The organism is Streptomyces sp. NPDC048504 (genome assembly GCF_043200035.1).
GTDB lineage: Bacteria > Actinomycetota > Actinomycetes > Streptomycetales > Streptomycetaceae > Streptomyces.
The window spans coordinates 102,147-118,642 of record NZ_JBICXA010000015.1; the positions used below are offsets into that span (position 1 = coordinate 102,147).

At 70.5% G+C, this 16,496-nt stretch carries 14 protein-coding genes; 5 read left to right on the top strand and 9 right to left on the bottom strand.

Annotated elements, in window-relative coordinates; all coding sequences use genetic code 11:
• Positions 1 to 6 precede the first annotated feature (6 nt).
• Both ACGFY9_RS32840 and ACGFY9_RS32845 read right to left on the bottom strand, forming a co-directional pair.
• Positions 7 to 432, bottom strand: a complete 426-nt coding sequence (locus tag ACGFY9_RS32840; protein WP_393760186.1) for a hypothetical protein — start codon at positions 430 to 432, stop codon at positions 7 to 9.
• Between the two features lie 175 nt (positions 433 to 607).
• Positions 608 to 1,816 (bottom strand): S8 family peptidase, encoded by a 1,209-nt coding sequence (locus ACGFY9_RS32845; RefSeq protein ID WP_393760188.1) that lies wholly within the window; start codon positions 1,814 to 1,816, stop codon positions 608 to 610.
• A 297-nt stretch (positions 1,817 to 2,113) separates the two neighbouring features.
• On the opposite strand from ACGFY9_RS32845, the gene ACGFY9_RS32850 reads away from it, so the two are divergent.
• Entirely contained in the window at positions 2,114 to 2,920 is an 807-nt protein-coding gene (locus tag ACGFY9_RS32850) for an SGNH/GDSL hydrolase family protein (RefSeq protein WP_393760190.1), read from the top strand.
• Positions 2,921 to 2,926: 6 nt separating this feature from the next.
• Here the strand turns inward: ACGFY9_RS32850 and ACGFY9_RS32855 are convergent, their stop codons facing one another.
• The 4 genes from ACGFY9_RS32855 to ACGFY9_RS32870 form a co-directional block, all read right to left on the bottom strand.
• Positions 2,927 to 4,549 carry a serine/threonine-protein kinase gene (locus ACGFY9_RS32855; RefSeq protein WP_393760192.1) on the bottom strand — a complete coding sequence of 541 codons (1,623 nt, stop codon included), beginning with the start codon at positions 4,547 to 4,549 and terminating at the stop codon, positions 2,927 to 2,929.
• Between the two features lie 45 nt (positions 4,550 to 4,594).
• Positions 4,595 to 6,301, bottom strand: a complete 1,707-nt coding sequence (locus ACGFY9_RS32860) for a sulfite exporter TauE/SafE family protein (RefSeq protein ID WP_393760194.1) — start codon at positions 6,299 to 6,301, stop codon at positions 4,595 to 4,597.
• The gene (locus ACGFY9_RS32865; protein ID WP_393760196.1) at positions 6,298 to 7,995 is read right to left on the bottom strand and encodes a tetratricopeptide repeat protein; all 1,698 of its coding nucleotides are present in this window, start codon (positions 7,993 to 7,995) and stop codon (positions 6,298 to 6,300) included. The genes ACGFY9_RS32860 and ACGFY9_RS32865 overlap by 4 nt, the downstream gene beginning before the upstream one ends.
• Positions 7,996 to 8,156: 161 nt before the next feature.
• Positions 8,157 to 9,698: a DUF4331 domain-containing protein gene (locus tag ACGFY9_RS32870; RefSeq protein WP_393760198.1), complete on the bottom strand. Its 1,542-nt coding sequence runs from the start codon at positions 9,696 to 9,698 to the stop codon at positions 8,157 to 8,159.
• A gap of 229 nt (positions 9,699 to 9,927) precedes the next feature.
• Here ACGFY9_RS32870 and ACGFY9_RS32875 point away from each other — a divergent pair, with 229 nt between their 5' ends.
• The 3 genes from ACGFY9_RS32875 to ACGFY9_RS32885 all read left to right on the top strand — a co-directional run bounded on the left by ACGFY9_RS32875 (position 9,928) and on the right by ACGFY9_RS32885 (position 11,701).
• Positions 9,928 to 10,470 (top strand): sigma-70 family RNA polymerase sigma factor, encoded by a 543-nt coding sequence (locus ACGFY9_RS32875; RefSeq protein ID WP_019059221.1) that lies wholly within the window; start codon positions 9,928 to 9,930, stop codon positions 10,468 to 10,470.
• Positions 10,467 to 11,306 carry an anti-sigma factor domain-containing protein gene (locus ACGFY9_RS32880; protein ID WP_393760200.1) on the top strand — a complete coding sequence of 280 codons (840 nt, stop codon included), beginning with the start codon at positions 10,467 to 10,469 and terminating at the stop codon, positions 11,304 to 11,306. The genes ACGFY9_RS32875 and ACGFY9_RS32880 overlap by 4 nt, the downstream gene beginning before the upstream one ends.
• Before the next feature lie 128 nt (positions 11,307 to 11,434).
• The gene (locus tag ACGFY9_RS32885; protein WP_266873831.1) at positions 11,435 to 11,701 is read left to right on the top strand and encodes a hypothetical protein; all 267 of its coding nucleotides are present in this window, start codon (positions 11,435 to 11,437) and stop codon (positions 11,699 to 11,701) included.
• A 42-nt stretch (positions 11,702 to 11,743) separates the two neighbouring features.
• Here ACGFY9_RS32885 and ACGFY9_RS32890 read toward each other — a convergent pair whose 3' ends face one another.
• On the bottom strand, positions 11,744 to 12,952 hold the full coding sequence (locus tag ACGFY9_RS32890) for a CaiB/BaiF CoA transferase family protein (protein ID WP_393760201.1): 1,209 nt from the start codon (positions 12,950 to 12,952) through the stop codon (positions 11,744 to 11,746).
• Between the two features lie 83 nt (positions 12,953 to 13,035).
• Between ACGFY9_RS32890 and ACGFY9_RS32895 the strand changes: the two genes are divergently transcribed.
• Positions 13,036 to 14,682 carry an amidohydrolase gene (locus ACGFY9_RS32895; protein ID WP_393760203.1) on the top strand — a complete coding sequence of 549 codons (1,647 nt, stop codon included), beginning with the start codon at positions 13,036 to 13,038 and terminating at the stop codon, positions 14,680 to 14,682.
• A 4-nt stretch (positions 14,683 to 14,686) separates the two neighbouring features.
• On the opposite strand, the gene ACGFY9_RS32900 is transcribed toward ACGFY9_RS32895, so the two are convergent.
• Together ACGFY9_RS32900 and ACGFY9_RS32905 are read right to left on the bottom strand one after the other, a co-directional pair.
• Positions 14,687 to 15,469 (bottom strand): ABC transporter permease, encoded by a 783-nt coding sequence (locus ACGFY9_RS32900; protein ID WP_393760205.1) that lies wholly within the window; start codon positions 15,467 to 15,469, stop codon positions 14,687 to 14,689.
• The gene (locus ACGFY9_RS32905; protein WP_393760207.1) at positions 15,466 to 16,434 is read right to left on the bottom strand and encodes an ATP-binding cassette domain-containing protein; all 969 of its coding nucleotides are present in this window, start codon (positions 16,432 to 16,434) and stop codon (positions 15,466 to 15,468) included. The genes ACGFY9_RS32900 and ACGFY9_RS32905 overlap by 4 nt, the downstream gene beginning before the upstream one ends.
• Positions 16,435 to 16,496 lie beyond the last annotated feature (62 nt).

Genomic DNA, 16,496 nt, shown 5'->3' on the forward strand with positions numbered 1-16,496 from the left:
TGACCGTTACACAACTTTGTCAGCCGTTGTGCGGCCCGGCATATGCCGTATGAATACCGATAGCGAAATCAAGCCACTGATCACCGCCACCGTGATGATTCCACCGTCGACCGACCACCGGTGCACGGCCAGCATTCCCTGGGCCACCAGCATGTCGACGGCCAGCGCGCCCGCCACCGAGGTGAGAACACGGCCGAAGGGATCAAGTCCGCGCAACACCGCGGCAATTGCCGAAGCCGGTGCGGCGAACAGGAAGAACAGCGCGAACGGACCGCGCAACGGTGATCCCGAGTCGACGAGCGCGAGCAGCGCCCCGACCCCTCCCACGGCGACTGCCGCGCCCGCGAGCAGCGGTGCCAGATCCCTCCCCGGTCCTGGCCGTGCCCGCTCGGTGTCAGAGGTGGATGGTCTCTTGATGCGTAAGGTCTGCATTGGCGACTTTGCCCCCCAGCGCGCCGGATGCCGGGTTTCAATGTCGCGCAGCCCGACCGGGCACGTCAAGGTGCGGAAGCCGCTTGCACCGGTTCTCGTGCACCCCCGAATGGATGTTCCCCGGAGGCGTGTGCTGCCTCCGGGGAAACGGTTGTTCGGGTGGAGCAGGCGGGTGTTACGGGACGAGCTTCAGCAGCTTGTTCGGTGAACCGGTGCCCGCGCTGGTCACCACACCCGAAGTGGCCCCGTTCACCAGGGCGGTGGCGACCTGGGCCGGAGTGGACGAGGTGTGGCCCGCGAGATAGACGGCGGCGGCGCCGGCCACGTGCGGTGTCGCCATCGAGGTGCCCGACAGGGTGGCGGTGGCGGTGTCGCTGGTGTTGTAGCCCGCCAGGATCGACGAGCCGGGCGCGAAGATGTCCAGGATCGAACCGTAGTTGGAGTAACTGGCCCTGGCGTCGGCGCTGGTGGTGGCGCCGACCGTGATCGCGGTGGAGACCCGGGCGGGGGAGTACGAGGAGGCGTTGGCGCTGCTGTTGCCCGCCGCGACCGCGTAAGTCACCCCGCTGGATATGGAGTTGGCGACCGCGGTGTCGAGCGAGGTGGAGGCGGAGCCGCCGAGCGACATGTTGGCGACCGCCGGCGTGGTGTGGTTCGAGGTCACCCAGTCGATGCCCGCGATCACCCCGGCCGTCGTACCTGACCCGCTGTTGTCGAGCACCCGGACCGCCACGATGTTCGCCTTCTTGGCGACGCCGTACGTCGAGCCCGCGATCGTCGTGGCCACGTGCGTGCCGTGGCCGTTGCCGTCGGAGGCGGTGGTGTCGCCGTCGACCGCGTCGTAGCCGTACGAGGCGCGGCCGCTGATCTGGGTGTGGGTGATCCGGACGCCGGTGTCGATGACGTACACGGTCACGCCGCTGCCCGCGCTGTCCGGGTAGGTGTACGTCCCGGAGAGCGGCAGTGCGGCCTGGTCGATGCGGTCCAGGCCCCAGGGCGCGCTGGACTGGGTGGTGTCGGTCAGGTGGACGCGCTGGTTCTGCTCCACCGCGGCGACGGCCGGGTCGGCGGCGAGTCTCTTCGCCTCGGTCGCGGAGAGGCTCGCGGTGTAGCCGTTCAGCACCGTGCCGAACGTCTTCTTGACCGTGCCGCCGTACTCCTTGATCAGTCCCTTGCCCGCGGCCGAGGACGCCTTGAGGCCGGCGCTCTTCTTGAGGGTGACGATGTAGCTGCCGTCGACGGCTGTGGGGGAGCCGTCGGCCAGTACCGTGCCCGTGGCCGGGGCGGCCTGGGCGGGGAGGGCGGTGAGCCCGCCGACGAGGGCGGCGGTGGCGGCGCCGGTGATCGCGGCGAGCCGGAGCTTGTTGCTACGCAGGAGTGCCATTACGAGGGAGTCCTCCTCCAGGCGGCGCGCGCCCGGGTCGGCGCGCGGCTGTGGGGGTGCGCGCGTCGTCGTGCGCACAACCCTGGAGCGTTGCGTTCCGCGCCAAGGCTGAGCAAAGCCTGGGTCATGAACCGGTGTGGTTCAAGGGAGTTGACGGCCTGTCACAGAGCTGTCATGAGCACGTAATCAAGCGTCCCGTGGGCCCCTCTGTCGCGCTCTCCATTGGCATGCACACTTCCCGTCAACGCGCGTCGCTGCTACGACAGTTGTGGCAGAGATCCTGCTAAGGGAGGTTCCATGAGACGTTCCCGATTTACGGCATACGTGACCTCGCTCCTCCTCGCCGCCGCACTCGCCCTCACCGGGGCGATGACGGCGCAGGCGTCCCAACTGGCCGCCACCGGCGGCTATGTGGCCCTCGGCGACTCCTACTCCTCGGGTGTCGGCGCGGGCAGCAAGATCAGCTCCAGCGGGTCCTGCGACCGCAGCACCAAGGCCTACCCCTACCTCTGGGCGGCCGCGCATTCACCCTCGACGTTCGACTTCCAGGCCTGCTCGGGCGCTCGTACGGGTGATGTTCTCGCCAACCAGCTCGGCACCCTCAGCAGCTCGACGGCCCTCGTCTCGATCAGCATCGGCGGCAACGACGCCGGCTTCGCCGACGTCATGACGACCTGCGTCCTGCAGTCCGACAGCTCCTGCCTCAGCCGGATCGCCACCGCGAAGGCATACGTCGACTCGACGCTGCCCGGCCTCCTCGACAAGGTCTACTCGACGATCAGCGCCAAAGCCCCGTCCGCACACGTGGTGGTGCTCGGCTACCCGCGCTTCTACAAACTCGGCACCACCTGCCTCGGCCTCTCCGCGACCAAGCGCTCCGCCATCAACGGCGCGGCCGACTACCTCGACGCCGCCGTCGCCAAGCGCGCCGCCGACCACGGCTTCACCTACGGCGACGTACGCACCACGTTCACCGGCCACGAGATCTGCTCCGGCAGCTCCTGGCTGCACAGCCTCAACCTGCTGAGCATCAGCGAGTCGTACCACCCGACCGCGGCCGGCCAGTCCGGCGGCTATCTGCCGGTCCTGACCAGCGCGGCCTGACCCCTCTCACTCCGAGGGCGTCGCCGAGTCCGACGCGGAGGCCCCGTCCGACGGGGTCTCCGCCACGCACGTCACCGAGAACGGCACGGAGTTGGACTCCCCGTTCACCGGGCTGCGGATCTCGACACTGATCTCGTTCTGGAACGTCCCGCTGTTCGAGTACGTCGTGAGGAACACCCGGTCCTGCTTGGTCTTCCCGCCGCCCGACGGGAACGACAGCGTCTTCCAGCCGGGGTCGGAGACCGAACCGGTCTTCGTCACCCACCGGTACGACACCTCCGCGGGCAGCTTCCCCACCGTGATGCTGGCCGTGAAGGTCGGCGCCTTCGCGTTCGGCGGCGGACAGCTGCCGGAGTACTCGGTGTTGGCGCCCTCCACCGTCGCCTTCACCGACTGCGGCGCCGACGAGGACTTGCTGCTGCTCGGACTCGGAGTGTCGCTCGGAGCCGGGGTCGTGCTGCTCGCACTCGCCGAAGTCCCGTCCGAGGGCTGGCTCTTGGGAGTGCTCGTGCCCTGGCCCGCGTTCGCGTCCCCGTCGTTGTTCCGGTTGATCAGCGTGTACGTCAGCCCGCCGATCGCCAGGGCCAGCGCGACCAGCCCCGCGACCAGCACGACGGCCGCCCGCCGGTTGCGGGGCGGTTCGTCCGCGGCCGTCGGCGTCGAGTAGGAGTCGGGCGGCGGCCCGAAGCCCCGCACCGGCTGCGACGGCGTCCGCGAGTCCTGCCCGGAGTAGCCGTCCTGCGGATACCCCGCCATCGTCGGCGAGTACGGCGTCGTCGGCGCCGTGGACGCGCGCGGCGTACCGCCCGCCGCGACCAGCCGCAGATCCTGCTCCGCCTGCTCCGCGGACATCCGCTCGGCCGGGTCCTTGCGCAGCAGCCCCTCGATGACCGGGGTGAGCGGCCCCGCCAGCCGCGGGGCCGGCAACTCCTCGTCGACGATGGCCCGCAGAGTGCTCAGCGGGGTGTTCTGACGGAACGGCGAGTGCCCTTCGACCGCCGCGTACAGCAGCACGCCGAGCGCCCACAGATCGGACTCGGGTCCCGGCGTACGGCCCAACGCCCGCTCCGGGGCGAGGAATTCGGGCGAACCGATGACCTCGCCCGTCATGGTGAGCGCCGAACTGCCCTCCACCATCGCGATACCGAAGTCGGTCAGCACCACCCGGCCGTCGTTCGACATCAGCACGTTGGCCGGTTTCACGTCCCGGTGCAGCACCCCGGCGTCGTGCGCGGCCCGCAGCGCGGCCAGCACCTCGGCACCGATGTGCGCGGTCCGCTGCGGGGTCAACGGCCCCTCGGCGTCCAGGAGATCGGCCAGGGACACGCCCCGCACCAGCTCCATGACGATCCAGGGGCGGCCGTCCTCCGTCGCCACGTCGTACACCGTCACCACGTTGCGGTTGGCGACCCGCGCCGCCGCCCACGCCTCGCGCTCGAGACGGGCGTACATCCGCTCCACGTCGTCGGACGCCAGCCCGCTCGGCGCGCGCACCTCCTTGACGGCGACCTCGCGTTGCAGCACCTCGTCGCGGGCCCGCCACACCGTGCCCATTCCGCCCTCACCGAGGGGGGACAGGAGCCGGTAGCGGCCCGCGATCACACGTTCAGTGCCCGGATCTTCGGACATGGGCTCCCCCCATTCGCAGCCGGGCGAATTCTCGCCAAACGTAACTCAGCCGAGCGCTGATGCCGCCCCCTTGAGCACCAGTCCGACCCCGAGGGCCACGACGACGAGCGCCGATCCCAGCGGCAGGGTCCGGCGGACCAGCACCGCCATGGGGCTGGTGGTCCAGCGGGGGCGCCGGTCCAGCACTCGGTTCATCCCTGTACCCAGCTTGACGACGGCGAATCCGGCGGCGGTGAGGGTGAGGGCGAGCCCGACGCCGTACGCGACGACGAGCAGGAGCCCGAACCACGCCTGACCGAGCGCGGCGGCCCCCACGAGGACCACCACGGCGGACGGACTCGGCACGAGCCCGCCGGCGAAGCCGAGCAGGATCGTGCCGCGGACGGTGGGGGCGGTTTCGTGCGTGTGGGTGAAGCCGCCGTGCGTGTGTTCTACGGCGTGGTCGTGGTCGTGCGTGTGGCCATGGTCGTGGGGGTGGGGGTGGTCTTGGCCGTGCTCGTGGTCGTGAGTGTCGCCGTGGTCGTGGCTGTGGGTGTGGTCGTCGTCGTGGCTGTGCGGGTGCGGGTGGGCCTCGGTCCGGGTGGACCCGGCTTCGGCGTGCGCGGAGACCAGGACCAGGGAGCGCTCGGGGGCCTTGGCGGTCTCGTGCTGGTGGTGATCGTGGGGGTGGGGGTGCGGGTGGGGGTGTGAAGTCGCTTGCGGGCGTGGGCGGTTGCGCCAGGCGCGGCGTACGAGGTTGGCGCCGGCGAAGAGGACCAGGACGCCGCTCGCGATGCCGAGCCAGGCGATCACCGACGGGGTCGCGGCGGAGCCGGCCGTGACCAGGAGGCCCAGGGCGACCACGCCGAGGGTGTGGGTGACGGTGACCGAGGCGGCGAGCGGGAGGACGTCCTTGAGGCGGGCGCGACCGCCCCGCGCGGCCGCCGTGGCCGCCATCAGGGTCTTGCCGTGACCGGGCGCGAGCGCGTGCATCGCGCCCAGGGCGACGGCGATGAGCAGGGAGAGTGCGGCGAAGCCGACCGTGAGGTGGTGGCGGGCCACGATGTTGTTCAGGGCCTGCGTCCAGCGGTCGGCGCCGCGCGGCAGCACGGAGGCGGCGGGCGGTTCCGACGTGGACTGGTCGGCGTCGGTGAGGGCCGGGCCGCCGGGGCGCGCGTGCAGGGACGCGGTCGTGGTGTCGTCGGGGGAGGAGAGCAAGTCCTTGGGATAGCTGGTGAGTTCGTGCGAGTTCGACTTCGTCGCCACGTCCGACCTGGTGAGCGTCATGCGGTCGGCGCGCGCGGTGATCTCCCGCCAGCCCGGGCCGGTGGTCAGCCCCGCGCTGTGGAAGCCCAGGGTCACTGTCGTGCTCTTGGGCAGCGCGGCCGTCGAACTGCACTCCACCCGCAGGGTGTTGAGCCCGGCCTGCCCGGGCCGCAGCCGCGCGGTACTTGCGCCGGGCGTGAGGGCGACCGTACGGCCGTCGACGGTGACCTTGCTGCCCTCGGCGGCCTTGTCGCACCGCTGCCGGGCCCACTCGGCCATGCCCAACTGCTTGATCTCCGGCTTCACTTGGGTTGCCGGGATCTCGGCGAGGTCCTCGATGTGCGTGACGCGCAGCTGCCCTGGGGCGACGACGAGTCCGTCGTAGCGGTTGACGGTGAAGTTGCCGAGGGGGTGCGCGCTCGCGGCGGCCGTGGGGACCAGGAGGAGCGCGCCGGCGGCCGTGAGGACGGCCGCCGCGGAAGCCAACAGGCGGCGGACCGGCGTCACTTGGTCGCCTCCAACGCCTTACGGGCCTTGCTCGCGCCCAGCGGCGAGAACCCCGGGTTCAGCTTCAGGGCCTTGGCCAGGTGGGCGCGGCCGTCCGCCTTGTGGCCCGTGGCGAGTTCGATCATGCCGAGGTGGTAGATGAACGAGGCGTTGTGGTAGTTCGTGGCGGTGGCCTGGCGGGCGTAGGGGAGGGCCTCCTTGTCGCGGCCGTTGACGTGCAGGGCCCAGGCGAGGGCGTCCGCGGTGTGCACGGTGTGGCGGCGGGCCCATTCGGCGCGGGCGGCCTTCAGGGCGGACTTGACGTTGCCGTGGTCGGCGGCGGCGAGCGCGGTGTCCAGGTCGGCGTTGACGCCGTTGGCACGGGCCAGCGCGATCCAGGCGTCGACGAGCGCGTACTGGTCGTCGGCCTTCGCCTTGTCGCCCGCGGCGCCCCGGCTCTCGTACAACTCGCCCAGCTCCACGAGGGGTTGGGGGAGCGGGTAGCGGGAGACGACCAGCTCCATGCCCTTGATGGCCTCGGCGCGGTCGCCCAGGGCGGCCTGGGCGCGGGCGCGGCCCTCCAGCGCGGGGAGGTAGTTCTCGTCGGCGGCGAGGGCGCGGCCGTAGTCGTTCAGGGCGGTCTTGTAGTCGCCCTGGTTCCAGGCGAGTTGGCCGAGCGTGCCGGCCACGTACGAGATGTCGCCGGGGGAGGTGGCGGCCGCGAGGGCCTGTTCCAGGACCTTGCGGGCCGTGGTGACGTCACCGCGCAGTTCGTGCACGTACGCGTACCGGGTGAAGACCGGGACGCCGGGCTTGCGGGCGTCGGCGAGGTCGGCGGCCTTCTCCGCGTCGGCGTAGCGGCCGAGTTCGACGAGCGCGTCGATACGCGAGCACAGGGCGCGCTCGCTGTACGGGTTCTCCTTCAGCACCTGGTCCGCGTAGGTCAGCGCCTCCGCGAACTCGTGCCGGGCGGCGGCGAGCGCGGCGCGGCCCTCCAGGGCGTTCTCGTTGCCGGGCGAGATCTTCAACGACCGCTGCAACGCGGCCTGCGCCTGCGGATACCGGGACGGGTCGCCCTTCGTCCTCGCCTGCTCCACATACGCGAGCCCGAGCGTCGCCCACCCGTCGAAGTCCTTCGGCTGCGTGCGCAGATGAGCCTGCAGCGAGGCGATACTCGCGTCCAGACTCCCACTGGCGAGCAACTCGGGCGACACGGCATTGGATGCGGCGACCCCGGTGGCCCCGCTGTCCTTCGCCGCGCCGATGGCGATGGCGCCGGCGGTCATCGCGACGGCCAACAGGGCGGCACACCCGGCGAGTTGAACGGTCCGCCAGCGGCGGCTCGCGGCGGCCACTCGGCGGACGGCGGCGATGCGTTCGTCGCCGAGGTGGGGGTGTGTGTGGCTGTGGGGGGCGGTGGATCCATCGGCGTGATCGTGATCGTGATCGTGGTGATGGTCGTGAGAGTGGCCCGGCTCATCGGCGTTGCCGGGCACGGGAGTCGGGGCCTGGTCCGCGTCGTCGACCGCGGCCTCGGAGGCCTCGGTGTCCGCGTCCGCGTCCCGCTCACCCTCCGTCCCGGCGTCCTCCTTCGTGCCGCCCTCGTCCTCGCTCCCCGAGTCGTCGCCCTCTTCCCACAGTCGCTCCCACTCCCGCTGTGTCGCCGCCGGCTGCTCGTCCTCCGTCGGCTTGTGGTCGTTCTCGCGCGGGGCCATGCCGTTCCTCCATCGCCTGGGTGGTTCCGTGGATCTGCGGATCGGTGGATACGTGGGGATACGTGGGTCAAGTGCCGTACTGCTCAAGGGAGTCGCGACACGGGGTGGCGCGGCCCGCACCGTGGGGGAAGGTACTGTGCGGGCCGCGCCAGTTCGGGGGGTCAGTACGGGCGGTGGGTCATCCGGCGGCGCCACCACGCGACGGCCGCGCCGATCAGCAGGACGCCGGCGACACCCGAGGCGGCCGACGCGACCATCAGCATCATGTTGTCGTTGCCGGAGGACGAACCCGCCGGCTGCAACGCGTCGCCCAGCTGGTTCTTGACGTCGCTGCCGCTGGTCGTGCGCTTGGCGAGCGGGCCGCGGGAACCCGAGGTGGGCTCGGCGACGTACGGGAAGTACTTCTCGAAGCCCTTGTCGTTCTTGTCGACGGCGTCGCCCAAGTCGTTCTTGGAACCGACGAGTTCACCCTCCATGACCTGGAGCGCCTCGTCGATCACGTCGTCGGTGAGCCGGCGCCCGTTCGGGAAGCCCGCGTTGTCGCCGTCCAGGACACCGAGGCGCTTGGGGTGCGCGGCCGGCGGGATCGACGTGTTGAGGCGCAGCATCTCCGACGGCTTCGCATACGGCTGCTCGGTGTTGAGGTCCTTGACGCCCGTGAGGAACACGCTGACGAGGTCGTTGCGCGGCTCGCTCGGTGCCTTGATCTTGTAGATCGACTCGATGAGCTTCGGGATCTCGGGCTCGGTCACGTTCTTCAGGAACTGCGCGTCGTCCTTGGGCTCGGACGCGTTGAACTTGTCCTTGTCCTTCTGCGGGTTGACGACCTCGTTGACCAGCGGGTTGCCCAGGCGCGAGACCTGCGTGTAGTAGCCCTTGGCGTTCTTGCGCTGGGTCGTGGAGTAAATACCCACGGTCGGGCGGGACTTGGACTGCCGGATCAGGTCGTTCGGCACCTGGAGGGCGATCGTGTTGACGTTGTAGCCCTTGAGGGTGTCGTTGCCGACCTCGCTCAGGTTGCCGCCGTAGAGCAGGTCGAAGACGCGCAGGTCCGCGAAGAACGGGTCGTCGGCCTGGCCCGCGAAGGTCGCGCCGCCGTTGGTCGTCTTGTAGATCGCCTGCGAGCGCAGCTTCGCGTAATCCGGCATCGACGCGTCGCCGACGTCCGACGGTGCCGCCGGGATGTCGTCGGCGATCTTCGTCTTGTAGACCGCCTTGCCCTTCTTCAGCTTGATCAGCTCGACGTCGTACGACTGCGTGATGTTGAGGTCGGGGTCGGTGAGGCTGGTGACCGGACCCGTGTTGTACAGGAACGTCTTCTTGTTCTTGATCTGCGTGCTGAAGGTGTAGCGGAAGATGAAGTCGTCCAGTGCGTCACCGTTGTTGTCGATGTGCAGGTCGTACTGGGCGTCGTCCGCGAACTGGTAGAAGTTCGGGCCGCCGGCGGGCTCCTCGAACGGGATCCAGTTCGCCACGATCGTCGTGGTGTCCGGCTTGTCCGGACTGACGAACGCGTACAGGTCCGTGTTGTCGTACTGCGGGGTCCCCGAGATCAGGGGAGCCTCCCGGTGGGAGGAGGCCGCGGCCACTCCCGGTTCCAGCGCGGCCGTACCGGCGGCTGCGAGCCCCCCGGCGGCCAGCGCGCCACATACGAGGGCCGCGAGCTTCCTGCGTCCCGCACCGCTCCTGGAGATAGGTGTCATGCCGTCCGTCCTCAGTGCCAACTTGCCTGACGCACGGTGATTCGGAGCAGGTGCCGGGGCGGATTGGTCAAACCTGAAAAGTTTTTTTGGCGCCTTCCAATCCGTCCCTTGACCCGCGTTTTGGGCCCGCTGATCCGTAACCCATCCGTAGAGGTGTTCGCTACGAACGCCTCGTGTGACGGGATGTGATGAGGGGATGGGCCGCGTGCGGTCGAAGAGTGGGGGACGGGTGGAGGCCGACGAGCTCCTGGTGCAGGTGGCGGCAGGTGATCAACGGGCCTTCGAGGAGCTGTACGGACTGGTGTCCGGGCCGGTGTTCGGACTCGTGCGCCGGGTGGTGCGCGACCCGGCGCAGTCCGAGGAGGTGTCCCAGGAGGTGCTGTTGGAGATGTGGCGGTCCGCCGCCCGCTTCGACCCCGGCCGGGGCAGCGCCCTGTCCTGGGTCCTCACCCTCGCCCACCGCCGGGCCGTCGACCGGGTGCGCAGCGCCCGCGCGGCCGGCGAACGCGAGCAGCGCGAGGCCCGCCGCTCCCACCACCCCGCCTTCGACCAGGTGACCGAGGAGGTCGAGGCAGGCCTGGAACGGCAGTTGGTGCGCCGCTGCCTGGACCGCCTCACGGCTCTGCAGCGGCAGTCCGTCACCCTCGCCTATTACGACGGCTATACGTACCGTGAAGTGGCCGAGCGGCTCTCGCTGCCGCTGGGCACGGTCAAGACCCGCATGCGTGACGGACTCACCCGGCTGCGCGACTGCCTGGGAGGTGTCGCATGAGCATCCTCGCCCGACTGTTCGGCCGGGGGGATCTCCACTCGCTCGCGGCCCCCTACGCCCTGGACGCCCTCGAACCCGGCGAGCGCCGCACCTTCGAGAAGCACCTGAGGGGCTGCGACCGCTGCGCCGAGGAGGTGCGGGCCATGACCGAGGACGCGGTCCGCCTCGCCTGGTCCACGGTGGCCCAGCCGCCGCTCGCCATGCGCGACCGCGTGCTGGCCGCCGTACGGCAGACCCCGCAGGAGCCCGGACCCCTACGGGAACATGTGCGAGAACCACAGGCGCGGGAGTACACACCCCGGTTGCCGGCCCATGTGTGGGGCACACAGCCGCAGGCGTCGCGTGCCCGCGTACCCCAACGGCGCCCGTTCTTCGTGCCGTTCGCCACCGCGACGGCCACCGCCGCCCTCGTCGTGGCCTCGCTCTTCGCCGTGCAGGCGAACAAGACACAGGACAAGCTGGACGCCGCGCAGGCGCAGTCACGTGACATCGCACACGTTCTCGCAGCTCCCGACGCCCGTGCGACCACCGGCGCGGACACATCGGGCCGGAGCATCGGCGTGATCGCCTCCGCGTCGGAGGGGCGCGCGGTCGTCACCCTGAGCGGGTACGGCGCGCTGCCGAGCGGGCGCGTGCATCAACTGTGGCTGATGCGCCCCGATGTGCAACCGCGCTCCCTCGGGCTCTTCAAGGACGACACGCCCTTGGTGGCCACCGGACTCGACAAAACCGCAACATCACTCGCAGTGACCGTCGAGCCCGACGGAGGCTCAGCGCAGCCCACAACGCAGCCAGTTGTCCAACTCGCCCTGAAATCGGTTGGATTCGGAGAGTAATCAAGGAGGGGTCGTCAACACCCTTACGGGGAAGGTGAATCCCGAGACCTCGATACACGAGTGCTCGGTTGGGGCGATAGGGTTACCCTGCCCGGGCCGGGTGGAGTCGTACGCGGGTGGGGAGTGACATGGAACAGATAGTGCGCAGCAGGGCAAGGGTCCCTGCGATCACGTGCGGGAGCAGCGCGACCAGTTCGCGTCTCGACCGCCATCTCTCAGTGCTGGGCGGCCCCGTCGTCCCGCAGCGTGAGACGGCAGAGGCGACCTTGCTGATGCGTGAGCTGACCTCGCGTGACACCACGCAGGAACGCAGCGCCACAGGTACCCGAGTGAGCCGCGTCAAGCTCTTCGCGCCACTGCGCAGGCTGCGCCGCTCGCTGTTCGGCGGGCGCTGAGCAAGTCCTCGGCGTCCCCGGGGAGTTCCCGGGGGCCCGCGCTCAGGCGACCACACCGTCCCGGCGCAGTGCTGCGATCTCTACGTCCGCCATCCCCACGGCACGCAGCAGCGCCACGGTGTGCTCCCCGAGTGCGGGCACGTCGCTCATCCGCGCCTCGCCTCCGCCCGGCAAGGTGACGGGCGGCAGCAGCGCCCGCAGCGGCCCGACCGGCGAACCCACCTCCCGCCACCGCTCCCGGGCCGCCAACTGCGGGTGCTCCGCCAGCTGTTGTACGTCCCTGAGGCGCGCGCAGGCCACACCCGCGCGCTCCAGCAGCACCACGGCCTCGTCGGCGCCCAGCCCACCCAGCGCCTCACCGACGAGGCCGTCGGTGCGTTCCCGGTTCACGACCCGCGCCGCGTTCGTGGCGAAGTCGGGATCGGTCCCCAACTCGGGCCTCCTCATGACCTGTTCGGCCAGCCGCCGCCACTCCCGGTCGTTCTGCACCGACAGCAGCACCCGCCCGCCGTCCGCCGTGGGATAGGCGTCGTACGGAGCGATGACGGCGTGCGCAAGTCCCGTGCGCGCCGGGGGAGTTCCGCCGTGCATCGCGTGATGCAGCGGATGCCCCATCCACTCCGCGAGCGCGTCCAGCATCGACACCTCGACGGGCCCACCGCGCCCGCTCACACCCCGGCGCACGAGCGCCGCGAGCACACCGGAGAAGGCGTACATGGCCGCCGCGATGTCGGCGGCCGGAATCCCCGCCTTCACGGGCTGCTCCGGCGTCCCGGTCACCGACACCAGCCCCGCCTCGCACTGCACGAGCATGTCGTAGGCCCGCTTGTCGGCGTACGGGCCGCTCGGGCCGTATCCGGAGATGTCCACGGCGACCAGCCGAGGATGCGCCGCGCACAACGTCGCCGCGTCCAGCCCGAGTCGGGCGGCGGCCCCGTGTGCGAGGTTCTGCACGAACACGTCCGCGCCGGCGACGAGTTGACGTACGACGTCCAGCCCGCGCGGATCCTTCAGATCCAGCGCGATGGACTCCTTCCCCCGGTTGCACCACACGAAGTGCGAGGCCAGACCGCCCGCCGCGGTGTCGTAACCACGGGCGAAGTCACCCCCGTCGATCCGCTCGACCTTGATCACCCGGGCGCCGAGATCGGCGAGCTGGCGGGTGGCGAAGGGGGCGGCGACGGCCTGCTCGACGGCGACGACGGTGATGCCCTCCAGGGGCAGCGGCAAGGGCTCCATGGCGGGGATCATGTCCCGCGTCTGACCCCTTTGTCATGTGGGGAGCATGATGCGTATGGCTGATGCACTGATCCTCGCCGCTCCCGGAGGCGCACGTGTGTGACCCCCACGACCAGCACGAACACGAGGCGACGACCGCCACCGACCCGGTGATGGCGGCCTCCGCCCACGTCACCGCGCCCGCCTACGTCCCGCCCACCGGCCTGGCCCGGGACAGCCCCGCCAAGACGACCGCGCTGGACTGGATCGCGGAGCACACGGACCGGATCACCGGCCTCAACTCCGAGATCTGGGAGCACGCCGAACTCAGCCTCCGCGAGTGGAACTCGTCGCTCGCCGAGGCCGCGTTCCTCGAACAGGCCGGATTCCAGGTCGAGTTCGGCACGGCCGGCTTCCCCACGGCTTTCACCGCGAACTTCTCCCACGGCACCGGCGGCCCGGTCCTCGGCTTCAGCGGCGAGTACGACGCGCTGCCCGGCCTCTCCCAGCACAGCGGCGTCGGCCACCACGACCCGCGCGAGTACGTCCACGACCCCTTCGCACCCGGCTACGGCCCCGGACACGGCTGCGGCCACTGCGCCCTCGGTACGGCGGCTGCCTCGGCCGCGGCAGCCGTGGCGCAGGCAGCGCGACGGCACCAACTCCCGGTCACCGTCAGGTTCTTCGGCTCGACCGCCGAGGAGAACCTGATCGGCAAGACCTACGCCGTCAGCCAGGGCGTCTACGACGGCCTCGACGCCTTCCTCGACTGGCACCCCTCGACCTCCAACGCCACCGGCTGGGGCACCAGCACCGCGATGACGGCGGTGACCTTCACCTTCCTCGGCGTGGCCGGACACGGCGGCCATCCGCTCGGCAACAAGAGCGCGCTGGACGCGGCCGTGATGATGGCGACCCTCTCCGAGTTCCTCCGCGAGGAGAACCTGGCGCCGAGCGGACGCCTCCACTGGGTGATCAACAACGGTGGTGACATCCCGAACGTCACCCCCGAGATCGCGGAGATCAGCTACTACGTCCGTGAGGGCAGCCCCGCCCGGGTCCAGGTCCTCCTCGACAAGGTGATCGCCGTCTCCGAGGCGGCGGCGAAGGCCTCGCAGACATCGGTACGGCACCGCATCACCGCCGCCTGCTGGAACCAACTCCCCTCCAGGACCTTTGCGGAGCTGATGTACGACAACATGCGTCAGCTCGGCCCGCCCGAATTCACCGAGGAGGCACAGCAGTTGGCGCGGGAGCTGCAGGAGTCGCTCGGGCTGCCACAGAAGGGGCTGCACACCGAGATCGCCGAACTCGCCCCGCCCAACCCGGTGTTCCTGGGTGGCGGTTCCACGGACGTCGCCGACATCAGCTGGAACGTGCCGACCGTCTCCATGGGCGCCGCCCTCGCCCCCATCGGCAGCAAGCTGCACACCTGGGCCCTCACGTCCTGCGCGGCGTCGGCACCCGGCCGGGCAACCGTCATCGCCGCCGCCCGCTATCTCACGGCGACGGCGATCGACCTGCTCACCCAGCCGGAACAACTCAGGGCGATCAAGGACGAGTTCAAGGAGCGTAGGGAGGGCGTCGCATGGCGGACAGCCCTTCCCGACGGCTACGAACCGCCCATGTACGAACCGCCGGAGTGGTTCCTGGAGCGGACCGGTCAGACCTGGCCACCGGACAACATCACTTGGCCGCCCCAACAGGTGGTGTCCCAGGAGAAGTTCTCGTCACTGGGTCCCGAACTACCGCCTCAGTGGTAGCGGTTCACCGCTCGCCGTGCCCGTACCGGTGCACGGCGAGCGGGGCGAACACCGCGATCAGCGCGGCGCACCAGGCCAGCGAACCGGCGATCGGATGGGCCACCGGCCAGGCGGCTCCCTCGGGGACGGGGGAGTTGCCGAACAGGTACCGCAGGGCCGTCGTCACCGCACTGATCGGGTTCCACTCGGCCAGCGTGCGCAGCCAGCCCGGCAGCCGGTCGGTCGGGTTGTACGCGTTGGACAGCAGCGGCAGCATGAAGGTCGCGCTGCCGAGCTGACCGGCCGCCTCCTCGCTGCGGGAGACGAGCCCGAGCAGGATGCCGCCCCAGGCGCAGGCGAACCGGAACAGCAGCAACAGGCCCACGGCAGCGGCGGCTTGGAGCGCCGACCCCTCGATCCGCCAGCCCACCGCGAGGCCGACCAGCAGGAAGGGCACGGTGCCGGCCGCCGTGACGACCAGGTCGGCGGTCGCCTGCCCGAGGGGTACGGCCGCCCTGCTCATCGGCAGGGTGCGGAAGCGGTCCGTCACGCCCCGGTGCGAGTCCTGGGCGGCCTGGAACATGCCCGTCATGATGCCGTTGGCGGCGGTCGCGACCAGCAGCCCCGGAACGAGGTAGGAGCGGTACGCGTCACCCGGCATCGCGAGCGCGCTGCCGAAGACGTACCCGAAGAACAGCAGCATCGTGATCGGCATGGTCTGGGTGAGGATCACCAGCGCCGGGTTGTTCCGCACCCGGCGCAACTGGCGGCCGAGCATCGCGGTGCCGTCGTACGCCAGCGTGCTCATGCGGCACGCTCCTCGATGTCGGTGCGGGTGCCCGGTTCCGTGTCGGTGAGGCGGAGGAACACGTCGTCGAGGGTCGGTGGTCGCATGCTCGCGTCGAGCAACGGCACGCCCGCCGCGTCGAGTTCGCGGACGAGCCGGGGGAGGGTGAGCGTCGGGTCGCCGGTGACCGCGCCGACGGCGTTCCGCTCGTGGTCGAACGACGGCTCGGTACCGGTGAGTTGGTCGAGGAATCCGGCCGCCTTCGCGAGGGCGTCGGCGTGCGCGACGACGACCTCGGCGTACGTGCCGATGAGCGCCTTCAGTTGAGCCGGTGAACCGCTGTGCGCGACCCGGCCCTGGTCCACCAGGGCGATGTCGTCGGCGAGTTGGTCGGCCTCCTCCAGATACTGCGTGGTCAGCAGCACGGTCGTACCCTCCCTCTTCAGGTCCAGTACGGCGTCCCAGATCCGGTTCCGGCTGGCCGGGTCGAGCCCGGTCGTCGGTTCGTCGAGGAACAGCACGTCGGGACGTCGTATGAGACTCGCCGCGAGGTCGAGTCGGCGGCGCATTCCGCCGGAGTAGGTGGACGCGGGCCGGTCGGCGGACTCGGTCAGGCCGAAGCGGTCCAGCAGCTCACCGGCCCGCTCCGCCGGACCCCGCACCCGGTGCAGCCGCGCGAACAGCCGCAGGTTCTGCCGGCCGGTGAGGTCGCCGTCGACCGACGCGTACTGCCCGGTGACCCCGATCCGACGCCGTACGGCCGAAGCCTCCCGGACGAGATCGTGCCCGGCGATCCGCGCGGAGCCCGCGTCGGGCCGCAGCAGTGTGGTGAGCAGCCGTACGGCCGTTGTCTTGCCCGCGCCGTTGGGCCCGAGGACTCCGCAGACCGTGCCCTGCGCCACCGCCAGGTCCAGCCCGCGCAGGGCGCGCACAGAGCCGAAGCGCTTCTCCAGACCTTCACTAAGTACAGCGTACGTAGTAGTCATGGGTCGACCATAGCGCACTACGTACGCTGTACGTAACTAGCATGGTGGTCGAGGTGATGATC